This window comes from Romboutsia lituseburensis (assembly GCF_024723825.1).
GTDB lineage: Bacteria > Bacillota > Clostridia > Peptostreptococcales > Peptostreptococcaceae > Romboutsia_F > Romboutsia_F lituseburensis_A.
Genome location: NZ_JANQBQ010000001.1, coordinates 2,512,757 through 2,531,930 on the forward strand (window position 1 = coordinate 2,512,757; position 19,174 = coordinate 2,531,930).

Below are 19,174 nucleotides of genomic sequence, written 5' to 3' on the forward strand. Positions count from 1 at the left end.
AACTTTTAATAACTGGTCAAGTTATTAAGGGTGCAGGGCGGATGCCTTGGCACTAGGAGCCGATGAAGGACGCGATAAGCTGCGATAAGCTTCGGGGAGTTGCACGTAAACTTTGATCCGAAGATTTCCGAATGAGGAAACTCACTTAGAGTAATGTCTAAGTATTGTTAAGTGAATACATAGCTTAATGAGGGGAACCCGGGGAACTGAAACATCTAAGTACCTGGAGGAAAAGAAAGAAATTCGATTCCGTAAGTAGCGGCGAGCGAACGCGGATAAGGCCAAACCAATGAAGTTTTCTTCGTTGGGGTTGCGGACATGCAACATGGATGCACTATCGTAAATGAAGAGAGTTGGAAAGCTCCGCCATAGAAGGTAATAGCCCTGTAATTGAAACGAGAAAGCTACTAGCATGATCCAGAGTACCACGGGACACGTGAAACCCTGTGGGAAGCAGGAGGGACCATCCTCCAAGCCTAAATACTACCTAGTGACCGATAGCGCATAGTACCGTGAGGGAAAGGTGAAAAGAACCCCGGGAGGGGAGTGAAATAGAACCTGAAACCCTGCACTTACAAGCTGTGGGAGCACATTTCTTGTGTGACCGCGTACTTTTTGTAGAACGGGCCAACGAGTTACGTTAAGTAGCAAGGTTAAGCACTTCAGGTGTGGAGCCGTAGCGAAAGCGAGTCTTAAATGGGCGACCTAAGTTACTTGACGTAGACCCGAAACCGGGCGACCTATCCATGAGCAGGTTGAAGCGAAAGTAAAATTTCGTGGAGGACCGAACCCACGAGCGTTGAAAAGCTCGGGGATGACTTGTGGATAGCGGTGAAATTCCAATCGAGCCCGGAGATAGCTGGTTCTCCCCGAAATAGCTTTAGGGCTAGCCTCAAGCGTAGAGAAACGGAGGTAGAGCACTGAATGTCCTAGGGGGTATTGCACTTACCGAAGACTATCAAACTCCGAATGCCGTTTTCTTTTACTTGGGAGTCAGACTGTGGGTGATAAGATTCATAGTCAAGAGGGCAACAGCCCAGATCGTCAGCTAAGGTCCCTAAATGTACGTTAAGTGGTAAAGGATGTGGGATTGCACAGACAACCAGGATGTTGGCTTAGAAGCAGCCACTCATTTAAAGAGTGCGTAATAGCTCACTGGTCGAGTGATCCTGCGCCGAAAATTTCCGGGGCTAAAACGTACTACCGAAGCTACGGCATCATTATGATGGGTAGGGGAGCTTCGTATGCAGGCTGAAGCATGACCGTAAGGACATGTGGACAGTATACGAGTGAGAATGTTGGCATGAGTAGCGAGACGTGGGTGAGAATCCCACGGGCCGTAAACCCAAGGTTTCCAGGGGAAGGTTCGTCCGCCCTGGGTTAGTCGGGACCTAAGCCGAGGCCGAAAGGCGTAGGTGATGGACAACAGGTTGATATTCCTGTACCGCCAATAAGCGTTTGAGAAATGGGATGACACAGTAGGATAAGCTAACCACACTGTTGGTTATGTGTGGCTAAGTACTGAGGCAGTCTAGATAGGCAAATCCGTCTAGATAATGCTGGGGTACGATGGGGAGCGAAATTTAGTAGCGAAGTAGCTGATTTCACACTGTCGAGAAAAGTCTCTATCGAGTTTAAAGGCGCCCGTACCGTAAACCGACACAGGTGGGTGAGGAGAGTATCCTAAGGCCAGCGAGAGAACTATTGTTAAGGAACTCGGCAAAATGACCCCGTAACTTAGGGAGAAGGGGTGCCATCCTTTGGATGGCCGCAGAGAATAGGCCCAAGCGACTGTTTACCAAAAACACAGGTTTCTGCTAAGTCGCAAGACGATGTATAGGAGCTGACGCCTGCCCGGTGCTGGAAGGTTAAGGGGATCTGTCAGGAGCAATCCGAAGCAGTGAACTTAAGCCCCAGTAAACGGCGGCCGTAACTATAACGGTCCTAAGGTAGCGAAATTCCTTGTCGGGTAAGTTCCGACCCGCACGAAAGGCGTAACGATTTGGGCACTGTCTCAACAATAGACTCGGTGAAATTGTAATCCCGGTGAAGATGCCGGGTACCTGCGACAGGACGGAAAGACCCCATGGAGCTTTACTGTAGCTTGACGTTGGGTCTTGGTACTACATGTACAGGATAGGTGGGAGACTATGAAGCATGAACGCCAGTTTGTGTGGAGTCATCCTTGGGATACCACCCTTGTAGTACTGGGATCCTAACCATAGGCCTTGAATCAGGTCTTGGGACACCGTCAGGTGGGCAGTTTGACTGGGGCGGTCGCCTCCTAAAAAGTAACGGAGGCGCTCAAAGGTTTCCTCAGCACGGTCGGAAATCGTGCGAAGAGTGCAAAGGCAAAAGGAAGCTTGATTGCAAGACATACAGGTCGAGCAAGGACGAAAGTCGGACTTAGTGATCCGGTGGTACCGCATGGAAGGGCCATCGCTCAACGGATAAAAGCTACCCTGGGGATAACAGGCTTATCTCCCCCAAGAGTCCACATCGACGGGGAGGTTTGGCACCTCGATGTCGGCTCATCACATCCTGGGGCTGTAGTAGGTCCCAAGGGTTGGGCTGTTCGCCCATTAAAGTGGTACGCGAGCTGGGTTCAGAACGTCGTGAGACAGTTCGGTCCCTATCCGTCGCAGGCGTAGGAAATTTGAGGAGACCTGTCCTTAGTACGAGAGGACCGGGATGGACGTACCTCTGGTGTACCAGTTGTTCTGCCAAGGGCATGGCTGGGTAGCTATGTACGGAATGGATAAGCGCTGAAAGCATCTAAGCGCGAAGCCAACTTCAAGATAAGATTTCCCACCGTAAGGGTAAGACCCCAGGAAGACTACCTGGTTGATAGGTCGAAGGTGTAAGTGCAGTAATGTATTTAGCTTATCGATACTAATAGGTCGAGGACTTGACCAATAAATGTTTGAGCAACGGATATGACTGAAGCGAGAGCGAAGGAATATCGTTGGCGACATGAATGAAATGAATTTTCATCTCTAAATGATATACAGTTTTCAGAGTATTAACTCTAAAATAAAGATTATGTGGTTATTATAGCAAAGAGGATACACCTGTTCCCATTCCGAACACAGAAGTTAAGCTCTTTAGCGCTGATGGTACTTGGGGGGCGACCTCCTGGGAGAGTAAGACGTAGCCGCGTAATCTTTTTTATATTTAAAAAACATAAAAAAACTTAATGTAGATAATACATTAAGTCTTTTTATGTTGTATTAAGTTAGACTAATTGATTTATAAAATTTTTTATTTTAGATAAACCTTCTAAAAAAATATTTTCATTGCAAGCAAATGAGATTCGTATGTAATCATCTATTCCAAATGCTATACCAGGTACAACAGCTACATGATGATCATCTAGAAGCTTATTACAAAATGCTATAGAAAGACTTGTATCATATTTTATATGTTTTTTTAAACTACCTATATAAATAAAAGTATAAAATGCTCCATCTGGATAAATATAGTCAATATTATTAATAGAATTTAATTCTTTACAAATTAAATCACGTCTATTTTTATAAATACTTACCATATTATCTATATCATGAGAACAACTATTTAAAGCTTCATAAGCTATGTATTGTGATGTTAAACTAGGATGAGAGACTAAGTGACCTTGAATTGTGGTTATTGCCTTAGCGATAGTTTTATTTGATGCAGTATAGCCTATACGCAATCCCGTCATTGCACATGATTTAGACAGCCCATTTATAGTAATTACAATAGATTTTGCCTTTTCGCTTAATGAAGCCATAGATACAAAATCGTTATTATAATAAATTTTTTCGTAGATTTCATCGGCTAATATGTATATGTTATGTTTATAACAAATTTCTACAATTTCACTTAGTTCTTTCTTAGTATATACACTTCCGGTAGGATTAGATGGATTATTTATGATAAGTAATTTTGTTTTATTTGTCATATTTTTTAGGATATCATTAGAATTTATTTTAAATCTGTTGTCTTTTTTAGATTCAATAAAAATAGGTTTGCAATTTAATAGTTTTGTAATTTGAGGATAGCTAACCCAATAAGGTGTTGGTATTAAAATTTCATCACCAGGATTAGTTAAAGCTAAAATGGTATTAGTAATACTATGCTTAGCGCCACTTGATACTACTATTTCATCTATGGAATAATCTAAATTATTTTCGAATATTAGTTTTTTACATATTTCTTCTCTTAAAATCTTCATGCCAGGAACTAAATCATATTTAGTTAAATTTTCATTTAATGAATTTATACCGCTTAATTTAGCTTTTTTAGGTACATTGAAATCTGGTTCCCCAATACTTAAATCTATTATATTAATACCTAAAGATTTTAGTTCATTAATTTTGGAACTTATTGATATTGTATATGATGGTGTTATATCAGACAATCTATTTGATAACATAAAAAATCCTCCCTTTTTTCATAAAAATAAATAAACATAATATAATTGTATTAGTTGTAGCATTTAAAATGTATATAATTTACTAAATTATATATGAAATTTTGAAATAAAAATATTAGCTTAATGTATATAAAGGATATTAAATATTTAAGTCGAATTACTATAATTATTGAATATATATGATATAAAATAATATACATTACTAATCAAAAATTGGATAATTTAATAAATGAGACCATAAATTTTACACACATCAAATTCTTAGATGATAGTCGTCATTCTCAATATTTACACCGTAAAATATAAAAATTAATAAAAAATATCAAAAATATTTTTTGTTTTAAAACTATTACAAATACTTATGTTCAAATTATCCACATAGTATTTGCAATGTTTTGAGTCTGTTTGACTATTATGTACAAATTTGGTAATCTAGTTAGGTGACATTTAGACAGTCCCTTTAACAAAGTTAAAGGGGATTTTTTTAAACTTAATACACTACATGTAGTGGTTGGAATATAAATGAAATACAATATATAGTAATAGGGGGCGTTTTTTAAATGATTAATTTTGTTAAGAAAAGAGATGGAAGAATAATACCTTTTAATGAGGATAGGGTAACAAGAGCAATATTCTTAGCTGCTAGTAATGTGGCAGAAAAAGAGCATAAGGTACCTGATTATAAGCTTTCAGAGGAATTAACTCAAGAAGTTATAAAGTTATTAAATTCTAAGTTTAATGATTCAATTCCAAGTGTAGAAGATGTACAAAACTCAGTTGTTAAAATTCTTATAGAGACTGGACATGCAAAAACTAGTGAAGAATATATAATTTATAGAACTGAAAGAAGTAGAATAAGAAACTCTAAGACTAGATTGATGAAAGCTATAGAGGAAATAACTTTTGAAGATGCAAATGATGCAGATATAAAAAGAGAAAATGCCAATATAAATGGAAATACAGCAATGGGCACAATGCTTCAATATGGAAGTACTGTATCTAAAGAGTTCTGTAAAACACATTTATTAAAACCAGAGCATTCATTTGCACATGATAATGGAGATATACATATACATGATATGGATTTTTTAAATATGGGAACATTGACTTGTTGCCAAATTGATATAGCTAAGCTATTTAAAGGTGGATTCTCGACAGGTCATGGATTCTTAAGAGAACCAAATGATATTATAAGTTATGCAGCTTTAGCAGCTATAGCAATACAAAGCAATCAAAATGATCAGCATGGTGGACAAAGTATTCCTTTCTTTGATTATGGATTAGCTGAAGGTGTATATAAAACTTTTAAGAAGTTTTATATAAGCAATATAGCTAAGGCTATAAAATTACTTAAAGCTAAAGATGTTAAAGCAGAAATAAAGTCTATAGTAGACTCACTAGAAGAATATATGGAAATTAAATTAGGACTAATAAAAAATAAAGAATATTTATCTAGAGAGGCTAAAGTATTAGCTGAAAAATTTGAACTAGATAATGAATTTATAACGAATATACAAAACTTTGCATATGAAGAATCATATAAAGAAACTGATAGAAGAACTTACCAGGCTATGGAGGCATTTATACATAATCTAAACACAATGCACTCAAGAGCAGGGGCTCAAGTTCCTTTTTCTAGTGTGAATTTTGGAACAGATACAACTGAAGAAGGTAGAATGGTGACTAAAAATCTTCTTTTATCCTTAGAAAAGGGATTAGGTAATGGAGAGACTCCAATATTCCCAATATTAATATTTAAAGTTAAAGAAGGAATAAGTTTAAATCAAGAAGATCCAAACTATGATCTATTCAAACTAGCATGTAGAGTTTCTGCAAAAAGATTATTCCCAAATTTCAGTTTCCTAGATGCTCCATTTAATGCTAAATACTATGTAGATGGTAAGCCGGAAACAGAAGCTACATATATGGGATGCAGAACGAGAGTTCTTGGAAATGTATGTGGAGAAGAAATAGTAAGCGGAAGAGGGAACTTATCTTTTACGACTATAAACTTACCTAGATTAGGAATTAAACATGGTCTCTTAAAGAACAAAGCTGTTGATTTAGATGGATTCTTTGAAGAGTTAGATGAAAAAATAGACTTAGTGATAGATCAATTATTAGAGAGAATGGAAGTTCAAGGTAATAAAAAGATGAAAAACTTCCCATTCTTAATGGGTCAAGGAGTATGGAAAGGATCTGAAACTCTAGGTCCAGAAGATACTTTAAAAGATGTCATAAAGGAAGGTACATTAACTGTAGGATTTATAGGATTAGCTGAATGTCTTATAGGGCTTATAGGCAAACATCATGGTGAAAGTCAAGAAGCTCAAGAATTAGGATTAAAGATAATATCGCATATGAGAGAGAGAATGGAACAAGCAAGTGGTCAATATAATTTAAACTTCTCAGTAATAGCGACACCAGCTGAAGGTTTATCAGGCAGATTTACAAGAATGGATAAAAAAGCATATGGTGAGATAGAAGGAATAACAGACAAAGAATATTACACTAACTCATTCCATATACCTGTATACCATAAGATAAGTGCTTTTGATAAGATAAGAATAGAGGCACCATATCATGAGCTTACTAATGCAGGTCATATAACATATATAGAGTTAGATGGTAATCCATCAGATAACTTAGAGGCTTTTGAAACTATAATAAAAGCTATGAAAGAGCAAGGTATAGGATACGGAAGTGTAAATCATCCAGTAGATAGAGATCCTATATGTGGATTCTCAGGAGTTATAGAAGGCAATGTATGTCCTATATGTGGAAGAAATGAAGATGAGAGTGATATAAAATTTGAAAGAATAAGAAGAATAACTGGATACTTAGTAGGAACAGTAGACAGATTTAATAATGCTAAGCAAGCTGAAGTTCGTGATAGAGTAAAACATAGATAAATGAAATAGGGGGGAAATGGTTATGAAAATAAGAATATCATCTTCTACAACATTTGATAGTATTGTAGATGGGCCAGGACTAAGAATGGTAGTTTGGACACAAGGGTGTATTCATAATTGCAAAGAATGCCACAACCCTCAAACGCATGATTTATGCGGTGGATATGAGGTAGATACTCAGGATATAATAAATAAACTAAAAACCTTGAAATTACAAAGAGGTATTACGCTATCTGGAGGAGAACCATTTTTACAACCAGAAGCATTAGAAGAGATAGCTAGAGCAGCTAAACAAAATAACTTAGATGTATGGTCTTATACTGGATTTACAATAGAACAATTATTAGATAAAAATAATCCTGAAAGATTTAAAAATTTAAATTTATTAAAACAAATAGATATATTAGTAGACGGTAAATTTGAGATAAGTAAAAAAGATTTTATACTTAAATTTAGAGGATCTTCTAATCAAAGAATTATAGATGTTCAGAAAACACTGAAGCTGAAAAAAGTAGTGTTAGTTGAAGAATATATGCAAGATGAATTGTGTGAAGCTAAATAAAATAAAAAGCACTTTTGGTTTAAATCAAAAGTGCTTTTTATTTGAAATGAATTATAATTAATGTTATTTAAAGCTATAATTCATATTTTATGTAAAAATTAAGTATATTTAGGATTAAATATCTTTGGTTTTGGGTATATTTATGACTAAATGTATATTTTAATCAGATAAAGATATAAAAAATTATCATAAATTTAGGAAAAATAAAGAGAAATAACAAGTAGAAATATAAACAAAACATGTTGATAAGAGTGTTAATAATGTGGATAAAAAAATAAAAAATAAGTTAAATCAATTATATAGAATTGTTGATAATGTGGATAACGATAAAATAATAAAATATAAATTAAAATTTGTCTCAAAAAAATTTAAAAAAAGTATTGACCAAAGTAGAATAAGTTGGTATAGTATTACTTGTCCTTAAGAAAAAGGAAAACAACTTGTAGAAAAATGTTGACAAAGTAAAAATACTTTGTTAGACTTAAGAAGTTGAAAAAATGAACTTTGAAAATTAAACAGTAGGTTAATTTATAGAAACAAACATAATTCTTTATAGAATTAAACACAAACAACCAAGCCAGATATTCAGATAATGATTAGCTGAGCAATGGACAACTTTTATTTGAGAGTTTGATCCTGGCTCAGGATGAACGCTGGCGGCGTGCCTAACACATGCAAGTCGAGCGATCTTCTTCGGAAGAGAGCGGCGGACGGGTGAGTAACGCGTGGGTAACCTGCCCTGTACACACGGATAACATACCGAAAGGTATGCTAATACGGGATAACATACTTTTATCGCATGGTAGAAGTATCAAAGCTCCGGCGGTACAGGATGGACCCGCGTCTGATTAGCTAGTTGGTAAGGTAACGGCTTACCAAGGCGACGATCAGTAGCCGACCTGAGAGGGTGATCGGCCACATTGGAACTGAGACACGGTCCAAACTCCTACGGGAGGCAGCAGTGGGGAATATTGCACAATGGGCGAAAGCCTGATGCAGCAACGCCGCGTGAGCGATGAAGGCCTTCGGGTCGTAAAGCTCTGTCCTCAAGGAAGATAATGACGGTACTTGAGGAGGAAGCCCCGGCTAACTACGTGCCAGCAGCCGCGGTAATACGTAGGGGGCTAGCGTTATCCGGAATTACTGGGCGTAAAGGGTGCGTAGGTGGTTTCTTAAGTCAGAAGTGAAAGGCTACGGCTCAACCGTAGTAAGCTTTTGAAACTAAGAGACTTGAGTGCAGGAGAGGAGAGTAGAATTCCTAGTGTAGCGGTGAAATGCGTAGATATTAGGAGGAATACCAGTTGCGAAGGCGGCTCTCTGGACTGTAACTGACACTGAGGCACGAAAGCGTGGGGAGCAAACAGGATTAGATACCCTGGTAGTCCACGCCGTAAACGATGAGTACTAGCTGTCGGGGGTTACCCCCCTCGGTGGCGCAGCTAACGCATTAAGTACTCCGCCTGGGAAGTACGCTCGCAAGAGTGAAACTCAAAGGAATTGACGGGGACCCGCACAAGTAGCGGAGCATGTGGTTTAATTCGAAGCAACGCGAAGAACCTTACCTAAGCTTGACATCCTTTTGACCTCTCCCTAATCGGAGATTTCCCTTCGGGGACAGAAGTGACAGGTGGTGCATGGTTGTCGTCAGCTCGTGTCGTGAGATGTTGGGTTAAGTCCCGCAACGAGCGCAACCCTTGCCTTTAGTTGCCAGCATTAAGTTGGGCACTCTAGAGGGACTGCCAGGGATAACCTGGAGGAAGGTGGGGATGACGTCAAATCATCATGCCCCTTATGCTTAGGGCTACACACGTGCTACAATGGGTGGTACAGAGGGCGGCCAAGTCGTGAGGCGGAGCTAATCCCTTAAAGCCATTCTCAGTTCGGATTGTAGGCTGAAACTCGCCTACATGAAGCTGGAGTTACTAGTAATCGCAGATCAGAATGCTGCGGTGAATGCGTTCCCGGGTCTTGTACACACCGCCCGTCACACCACGGGAGTTGGAGGCGCCCGAAGCCGGATAGCTAACCTTTTGGAAGCGTCCGTCGAAGGTGAAGCCAATAACTGGGGTGAAGTCGTAACAAGGTAGCCGTATCGGAAGGTGCGGCTGGATCACCTCCTTTCTAAGGAGAATTACCTACTGTTTAATTTTGAGGGTTCATTCCTCAAAATTAGTACTTAATTGTACTTTAGTACTTTGAAAACTGTATAACATTTAGTGATATGACATCATTTTATATATGAAGAAGATAACTTCTAAAAATATCATCGACAAGAAAAGTCTTTAAAATTACAAACTTTAAGCACTGGAATAAACTGAGTGAATACGAAGTTTGTTCAGTAGCGATAACTTTTAATAACTGGTCAAGTTATTAAGGGTGCAGGGCGGATGCCTTGGCACTAGGAGCCGATGAAGGACGCGATAAGCTGCGATAAGCTTCGGGGAGTTGCACGTAAACTTTGATCCGAAGATTTCCGAATGAGGAAACTCACTTAGAGTAATGTCTAAGTATTGTTAAGTGAATACATAGCTTAATGAGGGGAACCCGGGGAACTGAAACATCTAAGTACCTGGAGGAAAAGAAAGAAATTCGATTCCGTAAGTAGCGGCGAGCGAACGCGGATAAGGCCAAACCAATGAAGTTTTCTTCATTGGGGTTGCGGACATGCAACATGGATGCACTATCGTAAATGAAGAGAGTTGGAAAGCTCCGCCATAGAAGGTAATAGCCCTGTAATTGAAACGAGAAAGCTACTAGCATGATCCAGAGTACCACGGGACACGTGAAACCCTGTGGGAAGCAGGAGGGACCATCCTCCAAGCCTAAATACTACCTAGTGACCGATAGCGCATAGTACCGTGAGGGAAAGGTGAAAAGAACCCCGGGAGGGGAGTGAAATAGAACCTGAAACCCTGCACTTACAAGCTGTGGGAGCACATTTCTTGTGTGACCGCGTACTTTTTGTAGAACGGGCCAACGAGTTACGTTAAGTAGCAAGGTTAAGCACTTCAGGTGTGGAGCCGTAGCGAAAGCGAGTCTTAAATGGGCGACCTAAGTTACTTGACGTAGACCCGAAACCGGGCGACCTATCCATGAGCAGGTTGAAGCGAAAGTAAAATTTCGTGGAGGACCGAACCCACGAGCGTTGAAAAGCTCGGGGATGACTTGTGGATAGCGGTGAAATTCCAATCGAGCCCGGAGATAGCTGGTTCTCCCCGAAATAGCTTTAGGGCTAGCCTCAAGCGTAGAGAAACGGAGGTAGAGCACTGAATGTCCTAGGGGGTATTGCACTTACCGAAGACTATCAAACTCCGAATGCCGTTTTCTTTTACTTGGGAGTCAGACTGTGGGTGATAAGATTCATAGTCAAGAGGGCAACAGCCCAGATCGTCAGCTAAGGTCCCTAAATGTACGTTAAGTGGTAAAGGATGTGGGATTGCACAGACAACCAGGATGTTGGCTTAGAAGCAGCCACTCATTTAAAGAGTGCGTAATAGCTCACTGGTCGAGTGATCCTGCGCCGAAAATTTCCGGGGCTAAAACGTACTACCGAAGCTACGGCATCATTATGATGGGTAGGGGAGCTTCGTATGCAGGCTGAAGCATGACCGTAAGGACATGTGGACAGTATACGAGTGAGAATGTTGGCATGAGTAGCGAGACGTGGGTGAGAATCCCACGGGCCGTAAACCCAAGGTTTCCAGGGGAAGGTTCGTCCGCCCTGGGTTAGTCGGGACCTAAGCCGAGGCCGAAAGGCGTAGGTGATGGACAACAGGTTGATATTCCTGTACCGCCAATAAGCGTTTGAGAAATGGGATGACACAGTAGGATAAGCTAACCACACTGTTGGTTATGTGTGGCTAAGTACTGAGGCAGTCTAGATAGGCAAATCCGTCTAGATAATGCTGGGGTACGATGGGGAGCGAAATTTAGTAGCGAAGTAGCTGATTTCACACTGTCGAGAAAAGTCTCTATCGAGTTTAAAGGCGCCCGTACCGTAAACCGACACAGGTGGGTGAGGAGAGTATCCTAAGGCCAGCGAGAGAACTATTGTTAAGGAACTCGGCAAAATGACCCCGTAACTTAGGGAGAAGGGGTGCCATCCTTTGGATGGCCGCAGAGAATAGGCCCAAGCGACTGTTTACCAAAAACACAGGTTTCTGCTAAGTCGCAAGACGATGTATAGGAGCTGACGCCTGCCCGGTGCTGGAAGGTTAAGGGGATCTGTCAGGAGCAATCCGAAGCAGTGAACTTAAGCCCCAGTAAACGGCGGCCGTAACTATAACGGTCCTAAGGTAGCGAAATTCCTTGTCGGGTAAGTTCCGACCCGCACGAAAGGCGTAACGATTTGGGCACTGTCTCAACAATAGACTCGGTGAAATTGTAATCCCGGTGAAGATGCCGGGTACCTGCGACAGGACGGAAAGACCCCATGGAGCTTTACTGTAGCTTGACGTTGGGTCTTGGTACTACATGTACAGGATAGGTGGGAGACTATGAAGCATGAACGCCAGTTTGTGTGGAGTCATCCTTGGGATACCACCCTTGTAGTACTGGGATCCTAACCATAGGCCTTGAATCAGGTCTTGGGACACCGTCAGGTGGGCAGTTTGACTGGGGCGGTCGCCTCCTAAAAAGTAACGGAGGCGCTCAAAGGTTTCCTCAGCACGGTCGGAAATCGTGCGAAGAGTGCAAAGGCAAAAGGAAGCTTGATTGCAAGACATACAGGTCGAGCAAGGACGAAAGTCGGACTTAGTGATCCGGTGGTACCGCATGGAAGGGCCATCGCTCAACGGATAAAAGCTACCCTGGGGATAACAGGCTTATCTCCCCCAAGAGTCCACATCGACGGGGAGGTTTGGCACCTCGATGTCGGCTCATCACATCCTGGGGCTGTAGTAGGTCCCAAGGGTTGGGCTGTTCGCCCATTAAAGTGGTACGCGAGCTGGGTTCAGAACGTCGTGAGACAGTTCGGTCCCTATCCGTCGCAGGCGTAGGAAATTTGAGGAGACCTGTCCTTAGTACGAGAGGACCGGGATGGACGTACCTCTGGTGTACCAGTTGTTCTGCCAAGGGCATGGCTGGGTAGCTATGTACGGAATGGATAAGCGCTGAAAGCATCTAAGCGCGAAGCCAACTTCAAGATAAGATTTCCCACCGTAAGGGTAAGACCCCAGGAAGACTACCTGGTTGATAGGTCGAAGGTGTAAGTGCAGTAATGTATTTAGCTTATCGATACTAATAGGTCGAGGACTTGACCAACAAAATGATTCATTCTAAATGATATACAGTTTTCAAAGTATTAATAAAAAACTTTGAAAAAAGCATTGACATTTTAAATTGAAAATGTTAATATAATACTTGTCCTAAGGGACAACAACTTAAAATTATGTGGTTATTATAGCAAAGAGGATACACCTGTTCCCATTCCGAACACAGAAGTTAAGCTCTTTAGCGCTGATGGTACTTGGGGGGCGACCCCCTGGGAGAGTAAGACGTAGCCACGTGATGTGCCGAAGTGGCGGAACTGGCAGACGCACAGGACTTAAAATCCTGCGGGACTTACCTCTCGTACCGGTTCGATTCCGGTCTTCGGCACCATTATATATTTGGACCATTAGCTCAGTTGGTTAGAGCGCCCGGCTCATAACCGGTAGGTCTGGGGTTCGAGTCCCTGATGGTCCACCAAATATATACTTAAGAACTTTGAAAATTAAACAGTAGGTTAATTTATAGAAACAAACATAATTCTTTATAGAATTAAACACAAACAACCAAGCCAGATATTCAGATAATGATTAGCTGAGCAATGGACAACTTTTATTTGAGAGTTTGATCCTGGCTCAGGATGAACGCTGGCGGCGTGCCTAACACATGCAAGTCGAGCGATCTTCTTCGGAAGAGAGCGGCGGACGGGTGAGTAACGCGTGGGTAACCTGCCCTGTACACACGGATAACATACCGAAAGGTATGCTAATACGGGATAACATACTTTTATCGCATGGTAGAAGTATCAAAGCTCCGGCGGTACAGGATGGACCCGCGTCTGATTAGCTAGTTGGTAAGGTAACGGCTTACCAAGGCGACGATCAGTAGCCGACCTGAGAGGGTGATCGGCCACATTGGAACTGAGACACGGTCCAAACTCCTACGGGAGGCAGCAGTGGGGAATATTGCACAATGGGCGAAAGCCTGATGCAGCAACGCCGCGTGAGCGATGAAGGCCTTCGGGTCGTAAAGCTCTGTCCTCAAGGAAGATAATGACGGTACTTGAGGAGGAAGCCCCGGCTAACTACGTGCCAGCAGCCGCGGTAATACGTAGGGGGCTAGCGTTATCCGGAATTACTGGGCGTAAAGGGTGCGTAGGTGGTTTCTTAAGTCAGAAGTGAAAGGCTACGGCTCAACCGTAGTAAGCTTTTGAAACTAAGAGACTTGAGTGCAGGAGAGGAGAGTAGAATTCCTAGTGTAGCGGTGAAATGCGTAGATATTAGGAGGAATACCAGTTGCGAAGGCGGCTCTCTGGACTGTAACTGACACTGAGGCACGAAAGCGTGGGGAGCAAACAGGATTAGATACCCTGGTAGTCCACGCCGTAAACGATGAGTACTAGCTGTCGGGGGTTACCCCCCTCGGTGGCGCAGCTAACGCATTAAGTACTCCGCCTGGGAAGTACGCTCGCAAGAGTGAAACTCAAAGGAATTGACGGGGACCCGCACAAGTAGCGGAGCATGTGGTTTAATTCGAAGCAACGCGAAGAACCTTACCTAAGCTTGACATCCTTTTGACCTCTCCCTAATCGGAGATTTCCCTTCGGGGACAGAAGTGACAGGTGGTGCATGGTTGTCGTCAGCTCGTGTCGTGAGATGTTGGGTTAAGTCCCGCAACGAGCGCAACCCTTGCCTTTAGTTGCCAGCATTAAGTTGGGCACTCTAGAGGGACTGCCAGGGATAACCTGGAGGAAGGTGGGGATGACGTCAAATCATCATGCCCCTTATGCTTAGGGCTACACACGTGCTACAATGGGTGGTACAGAGGGCGGCCAAGTCGTGAGGCGGAGCTAATCCCTTAAAGCCATTCTCAGTTCGGATTGTAGGCTGAAACTCGCCTACATGAAGCTGGAGTTACTAGTAATCGCAGATCAGAATGCTGCGGTGAATGCGTTCCCGGGTCTTGTACACACCGCCCGTCACACCACGGGAGTTGGAGGCGCCCGAAGCCGGATAGCTAACCTTTTGGAAGCGTCCGTCGAAGGTGAAGCCAATAACTGGGGTGAAGTCGTAACAAGGTAGCCGTATCGGAAGGTGCGGCTGGATCACCTCCTTTCTAAGGAGAATTACCTACTGTTTAATTTTGAGAGTTTTTATAAAACTCTATAATGTGGGGGTGTAGCTCAGCTGGGAGAGCACTTGCCTTGCACGCAAGGGGTCAGGAGTTCGATCCTCCTCATCTCCACCATTAGTACTTTGAAAACTGTATAACATTTAGTGATATGACATCATTTTATATATGAAGAAGATAACTTCTAAAAATATCATCGACAAGAAAAGTCTTTAAAATTACAAACTTTAAGCACTGGAATAAACTGAGTGAATACGAAGTTTGTTCAGTAGCGATAACTTTTAATAACTGGTCAAGTTATTAAGGGTGCAGGGCGGATGCCTTGGCACTAGGAGCCGATGAAGGACGCGATAAGCTGCGATAAGCTTCGGGGAGTTGCACGTAAACTTTGATCCGAAGATTTCCGAATGAGGAAACTCACTTAGAGTAATGTCTAAGTATTGTTAAGTGAATACATAGCTTAATGAGGGGAACCCGGGGAACTGAAACATCTAAGTACCTGGAGGAAAAGAAAGAAATTCGATTCCGTAAGTAGCGGCGAGCGAACGCGGATAAGGCCAAACCAATGAAGTTTTCTTCGTTGGGGTTGCGGACATGCAACATGGATGCACTATCGTAAATGAAGAGAGTTGGAAAGCTCCGCCATAGAAGGTAATAGCCCTGTAATTGAAACGAGAAAGCTACTAGCATGATCCAGAGTACCACGGGACACGTGAAACCCTGTGGGAAGCAGGAGGGACCATCCTCCAAGCCTAAATACTACCTAGTGACCGATAGCGCATAGTACCGTGAGGGAAAGGTGAAAAGAACCCCGGGAGGGGAGTGAAATAGAACCTGAAACCCTGCACTTACAAGCTGTGGGAGCACATTTCTTGTGTGACCGCGTACTTTTTGTAGAACGGGCCAACGAGTTACGTTAAGTAGCAAGGTTAAGCACTTCAGGTGTGGAGCCGTAGCGAAAGCGAGTCTTAAATGGGCGACCTAAGTTACTTGACGTAGACCCGAAACCGGGCGACCTATCCATGAGCAGGTTGAAGCGAAAGTAAAATTTCGTGGAGGACCGAACCCACGAGCGTTGAAAAGCTCGGGGATGACTTGTGGATAGCGGTGAAATTCCAATCGAGCCCGGAGATAGCTGGTTCTCCCCGAAATAGCTTTAGGGCTAGCCTCAAGCGTAGAGAAACGGAGGTAGAGCACTGAATGTCCTAGGGGGTATTGCACTTACCGAAGACTATCAAACTCCGAATGCCGTTTTCTTTTACTTGGGAGTCAGACTGTGGGTGATAAGATTCATAGTCAAGAGGGCAACAGCCCAGATCGTCAGCTAAGGTCCCTAAATGTACGTTAAGTGGTAAAGGATGTGGGATTGCACAGACAACCAGGATGTTGGCTTAGAAGCAGCCACTCATTTAAAGAGTGCGTAATAGCTCACTGGTCGAGTGATCCTGCGCCGAAAATTTCCGGGGCTAAAACGTACTACCGAAGCTACGGCATCATTATGATGGGTAGGGGAGCTTCGTATGCAGGCTGAAGCATGACCGTAAGGACATGTGGACAGTATACGAGTGAGAATGTTGGCATGAGTAGCGAGACGTGGGTGAGAATCCCACGGGCCGTAAACCCAAGGTTTCCAGGGGAAGGTTCGTCCGCCCTGGGTTAGTCGGGACCTAAGCCGAGGCCGAAAGGCGTAGGTGATGGACAACAGGTTGATATTCCTGTACCGCCAATAAGCGTTTGAGAAATGGGATGACACAGTAGGATAAGCTAACCACACTGTTGGTTATGTGTGGCTAAGTACTGAGGCAGTCTAGATAGGCAAATCCGTCTAGATAATGCTGGGGTACGATGGGGAGCGAAATTTAGTAGCGAAGTAGCTGATTTCACACTGTCGAGAAAAGTCTCTATCGAGTTTAAAGGCGCCCGTACCGTAAACCGACACAGGTGGGTGAGGAGAGTATCCTAAGGCCAGCGAGAGAACTATTGTTAAGGAACTCGGCAAAATGACCCCGTAACTTAGGGAGAAGGGGTGCCATCCTTTGGATGGCCGCAGAGAATAGGCCCAAGCGACTGTTTACCAAAAACACAGGTTTCTGCTAAGTCGCAAGACGATGTATAGGAGCTGACGCCTGCCCGGTGCTGGAAGGTTAAGGGGATCTGTCAGGAGCAATCCGAAGCAGTGAACTTAAGCCCCAGTAAACGGCGGCCGTAACTATAACGGTCCTAAGGTAGCGAAATTCCTTGTCGGGTAAGTTCCGACCCGCACGAAAGGCGTAACGATTTGGGCACTGTCTCAACAATAGACTCGGTGAAATTGTAATCCCGGTGAAGATGCCGGGTACCTGCGACAGGACGGAAAGACCCCATGGAGCTTTACTGTAGCTTGACGTTGGGTCTTGGTACTACATGTACAGGATAGGTGGGAGACTATGAAGCATGAACGCCAGTTTGTGTGGAGTCATCCTTGGGATACCACCCTTGTAGTACTGGGATCCTAACCATAGGCCTTGAATCAGGTCTTGGGACACCGTCAGGTGGGCAGTTTGACTGGGGCGGTCGCCTCCTAAAAAGTAACGGAGGCGCTCAAAGGTTTCCTCAGCACGGTCGGAAATCGTGCGAAGAGTGCAAAGGCAAAAGGAAGCTTGATTGCAAGACATACAGGTCGAGCAAGGACGAAAGTCGGACTTAGTGATCCGGTGGTACCGCATGGAAGGGCCATCGCTCAACGGATAAAAGCTACCCTGGGGATAACAGGCTTATCTCCCCCAAGAGTCCACATCGACGGGGAGGTTTGGCACCTCGATGTCGGCTCATCACATCCTGGGGCTGTAGTAGGTCCCAAGGGTTGGGCTGTTCGCCCATTAAAGTGGTACGCGAGCTGGGTTCAGAACGTCGTGAGACAGTTCGGTCCCTATCCGTCGCAGGCGTAGGAAATTTGAGGAGACCTGTCCTTAGTACGAGAGGACCGGGATGGACGTACCTCTGGTGTACCAGTTGTTCTGCCAAGGGCATGGCTGGGTAGCTATGTACGGAATGGATAAGCGCTGAAAGCATCTAAGCGCGAAGCCAACTTCAAGATAAGATTTCCCACCGTAAGGGTAAGACCCCAGGAAGACTACCTGGTTGATAGGTCGAAGGTGTAAGTGCAGTAATGTATTTAGCTTATCGATACTAATAGGTCGAGGACTTGACCAACAAAATGATTCATTCTAAATGATATACAGTTTTCAGAGTATTAACTCTAAAAAATAAAGATTATGTGGTTATTATAGCAAAGAGGATACACCTGTTCCCATTCCGAACACAGAAGTTAAGCTCTTTAGCGCTGATGGTACTTGGGGGGCGACCCCCTGGGAGAGTAAGACGTAGCCACGTAATCTTTTTTTATATTTGAAAAAGTTGCTAAGAAAAAATATTCTTAGTGACTTTTTTTATTGAAAATAAAAACTATACAGACTAATAGATAAATAAAAAAGTAAATAATCAAAATATAATAATTGGAGAAACTAAAAAATAAGAATTTATTATTTTTTATGATGATAAGAGATTAAATATAATCTTATATTTAAATAGTATTTTTAATAAAATAGTATTTAAAATTTAAAAATTGTATTTTCTTCTAAATATTAGTAAGTTAAATAAACAAAAGGAGCTAATTGCCGAGGAGTGAGAATAGTGAAAAAAATTGCGTTGATTTTAGTCATTATAGGAGCACTTAACTGGGGAGCAATAGGTGTTTTTGGAGTTGATTTACTAGGGAATATTTTTGGTGGAACCTATGAAGTATGGAGCCGAATGATATACTTTGCAGTAGGTATAGCAGGATTATATTTATCTCTTACATTTGGACAATTAATAAATAATAATTCTTAAAAGAGCTAAAGACCGTTGATAAATATCAACGGTTTTTAACTGTAACATTTAAATAAACTGTTAATTAAATTGATA

The 19,174-nt window shown here is 42.4% G+C and carries 4 protein-coding genes, 3 tRNA genes and 8 rRNA genes; 14 read left to right on the top strand and 1 reads right to left on the bottom strand.

Translation table 11 applies throughout. The features are described from left to right. Positions 1-14: 14 nt before the first annotated feature. Positions 15-2,916: ribosomal RNA gene (locus NWE74_RS12400) — 23S ribosomal RNA — on the top strand. Positions 2,917-3,043: 127 nt separating this feature from the next. Then, positions 3,044-3,160 (top strand): 5S ribosomal RNA (rrf, locus tag NWE74_RS12405). 75 nt (positions 3,161-3,235) lie between these two features. On the opposite strand, the gene NWE74_RS12410 is transcribed toward rrf (NWE74_RS12405), so the two are convergent. After that, positions 3,236-4,417, bottom strand: coding sequence for a pyridoxal phosphate-dependent aminotransferase (locus NWE74_RS12410; RefSeq protein ID WP_258243342.1), 1,182 nt, complete (start codon positions 4,415-4,417; stop codon positions 3,236-3,238). Positions 4,418-4,977: 560 nt separating this feature from the next. On the opposite strand from NWE74_RS12410, the gene NWE74_RS12415 reads away from it, so the two are divergent. The 12 genes from NWE74_RS12415 (at position 4,978) to NWE74_RS12470 (ending at position 19,099) form a co-directional block, all read left to right on the top strand. Then, positions 4,978-7,329 carry an anaerobic ribonucleoside triphosphate reductase gene (locus tag NWE74_RS12415; protein ID WP_258243343.1) on the top strand — a complete coding sequence of 784 codons (2,352 nt, stop codon included), beginning with the start codon at positions 4,978-4,980 and terminating at the stop codon, positions 7,327-7,329. Between the two features lie 22 nt (positions 7,330-7,351). Next, positions 7,352-7,891 (top strand): anaerobic ribonucleoside-triphosphate reductase activating protein, encoded by a 540-nt coding sequence (gene nrdG / locus NWE74_RS12420; protein WP_258243344.1) that lies wholly within the window; start codon positions 7,352-7,354, stop codon positions 7,889-7,891. Positions 7,892-8,509: 618 nt separating this feature from the next. Beyond that, a 16S ribosomal RNA gene (locus NWE74_RS12425) occupies positions 8,510-10,012 on the top strand. Between the two features lie 239 nt (positions 10,013-10,251). Continuing rightward, positions 10,252-13,153 (top strand): 23S ribosomal RNA (locus tag NWE74_RS12430). 128 nt (positions 13,154-13,281) lie between these two features. Next, positions 13,282-13,398: ribosomal RNA gene (rrf, locus tag NWE74_RS12435) — 5S ribosomal RNA — on the top strand. Positions 13,399-13,403: 5 nt separating this feature from the next. Next, a tRNA-Leu gene (locus NWE74_RS12440) sits at positions 13,404-13,492 on the top strand. A gap of 10 nt (positions 13,493-13,502) precedes the next feature. Continuing rightward, positions 13,503-13,579, top strand: a tRNA-Ile gene (locus NWE74_RS12445). 132 nt (positions 13,580-13,711) lie between these two features. Next, positions 13,712-15,214, top strand: a 16S ribosomal RNA gene (locus NWE74_RS12450). Positions 15,215-15,270: 56 nt separating this feature from the next. Then, positions 15,271-15,346 (top strand) — tRNA-Ala (locus tag NWE74_RS12455). 173 nt (positions 15,347-15,519) lie between these two features. After that, positions 15,520-18,421 (top strand): 23S ribosomal RNA (locus tag NWE74_RS12460). Positions 18,422-18,484: 63 nt separating this feature from the next. After that, positions 18,485-18,601, top strand: a 5S ribosomal RNA gene (gene rrf, locus NWE74_RS12465). The 16S, 23S and 5S rRNA genes sit together here with 3 tRNA genes alongside, the layout of an rRNA operon. A gap of 300 nt (positions 18,602-18,901) precedes the next feature. Next, on the top strand, positions 18,902-19,099 hold the full coding sequence (locus tag NWE74_RS12470; RefSeq protein ID WP_258243345.1) for a DUF378 domain-containing protein: 198 nt from the start codon (positions 18,902-18,904) through the stop codon (positions 19,097-19,099). Positions 19,100-19,174: the final 75 nt, after the last annotated feature.

Coding starts and splice junctions, on each gene's coding strand:
- nrdG (WP_258243344.1), top strand. CDS start 7,352: ATGAAAATAAGAATATCATCTTCTACAACATTTGATAGTATTGTAGAT.
- NWE74_RS12415 (WP_258243343.1), top strand. CDS start 4,978: ATGATTAATTTTGTTAAGAAAAGAGATGGAAGAATAATACCTTTTAAT.
- NWE74_RS12410 (WP_258243342.1), bottom strand. CDS start 4,417: ATGTTATCAAATAGATTGTCTGATATAACACCATCATATACAATATCA.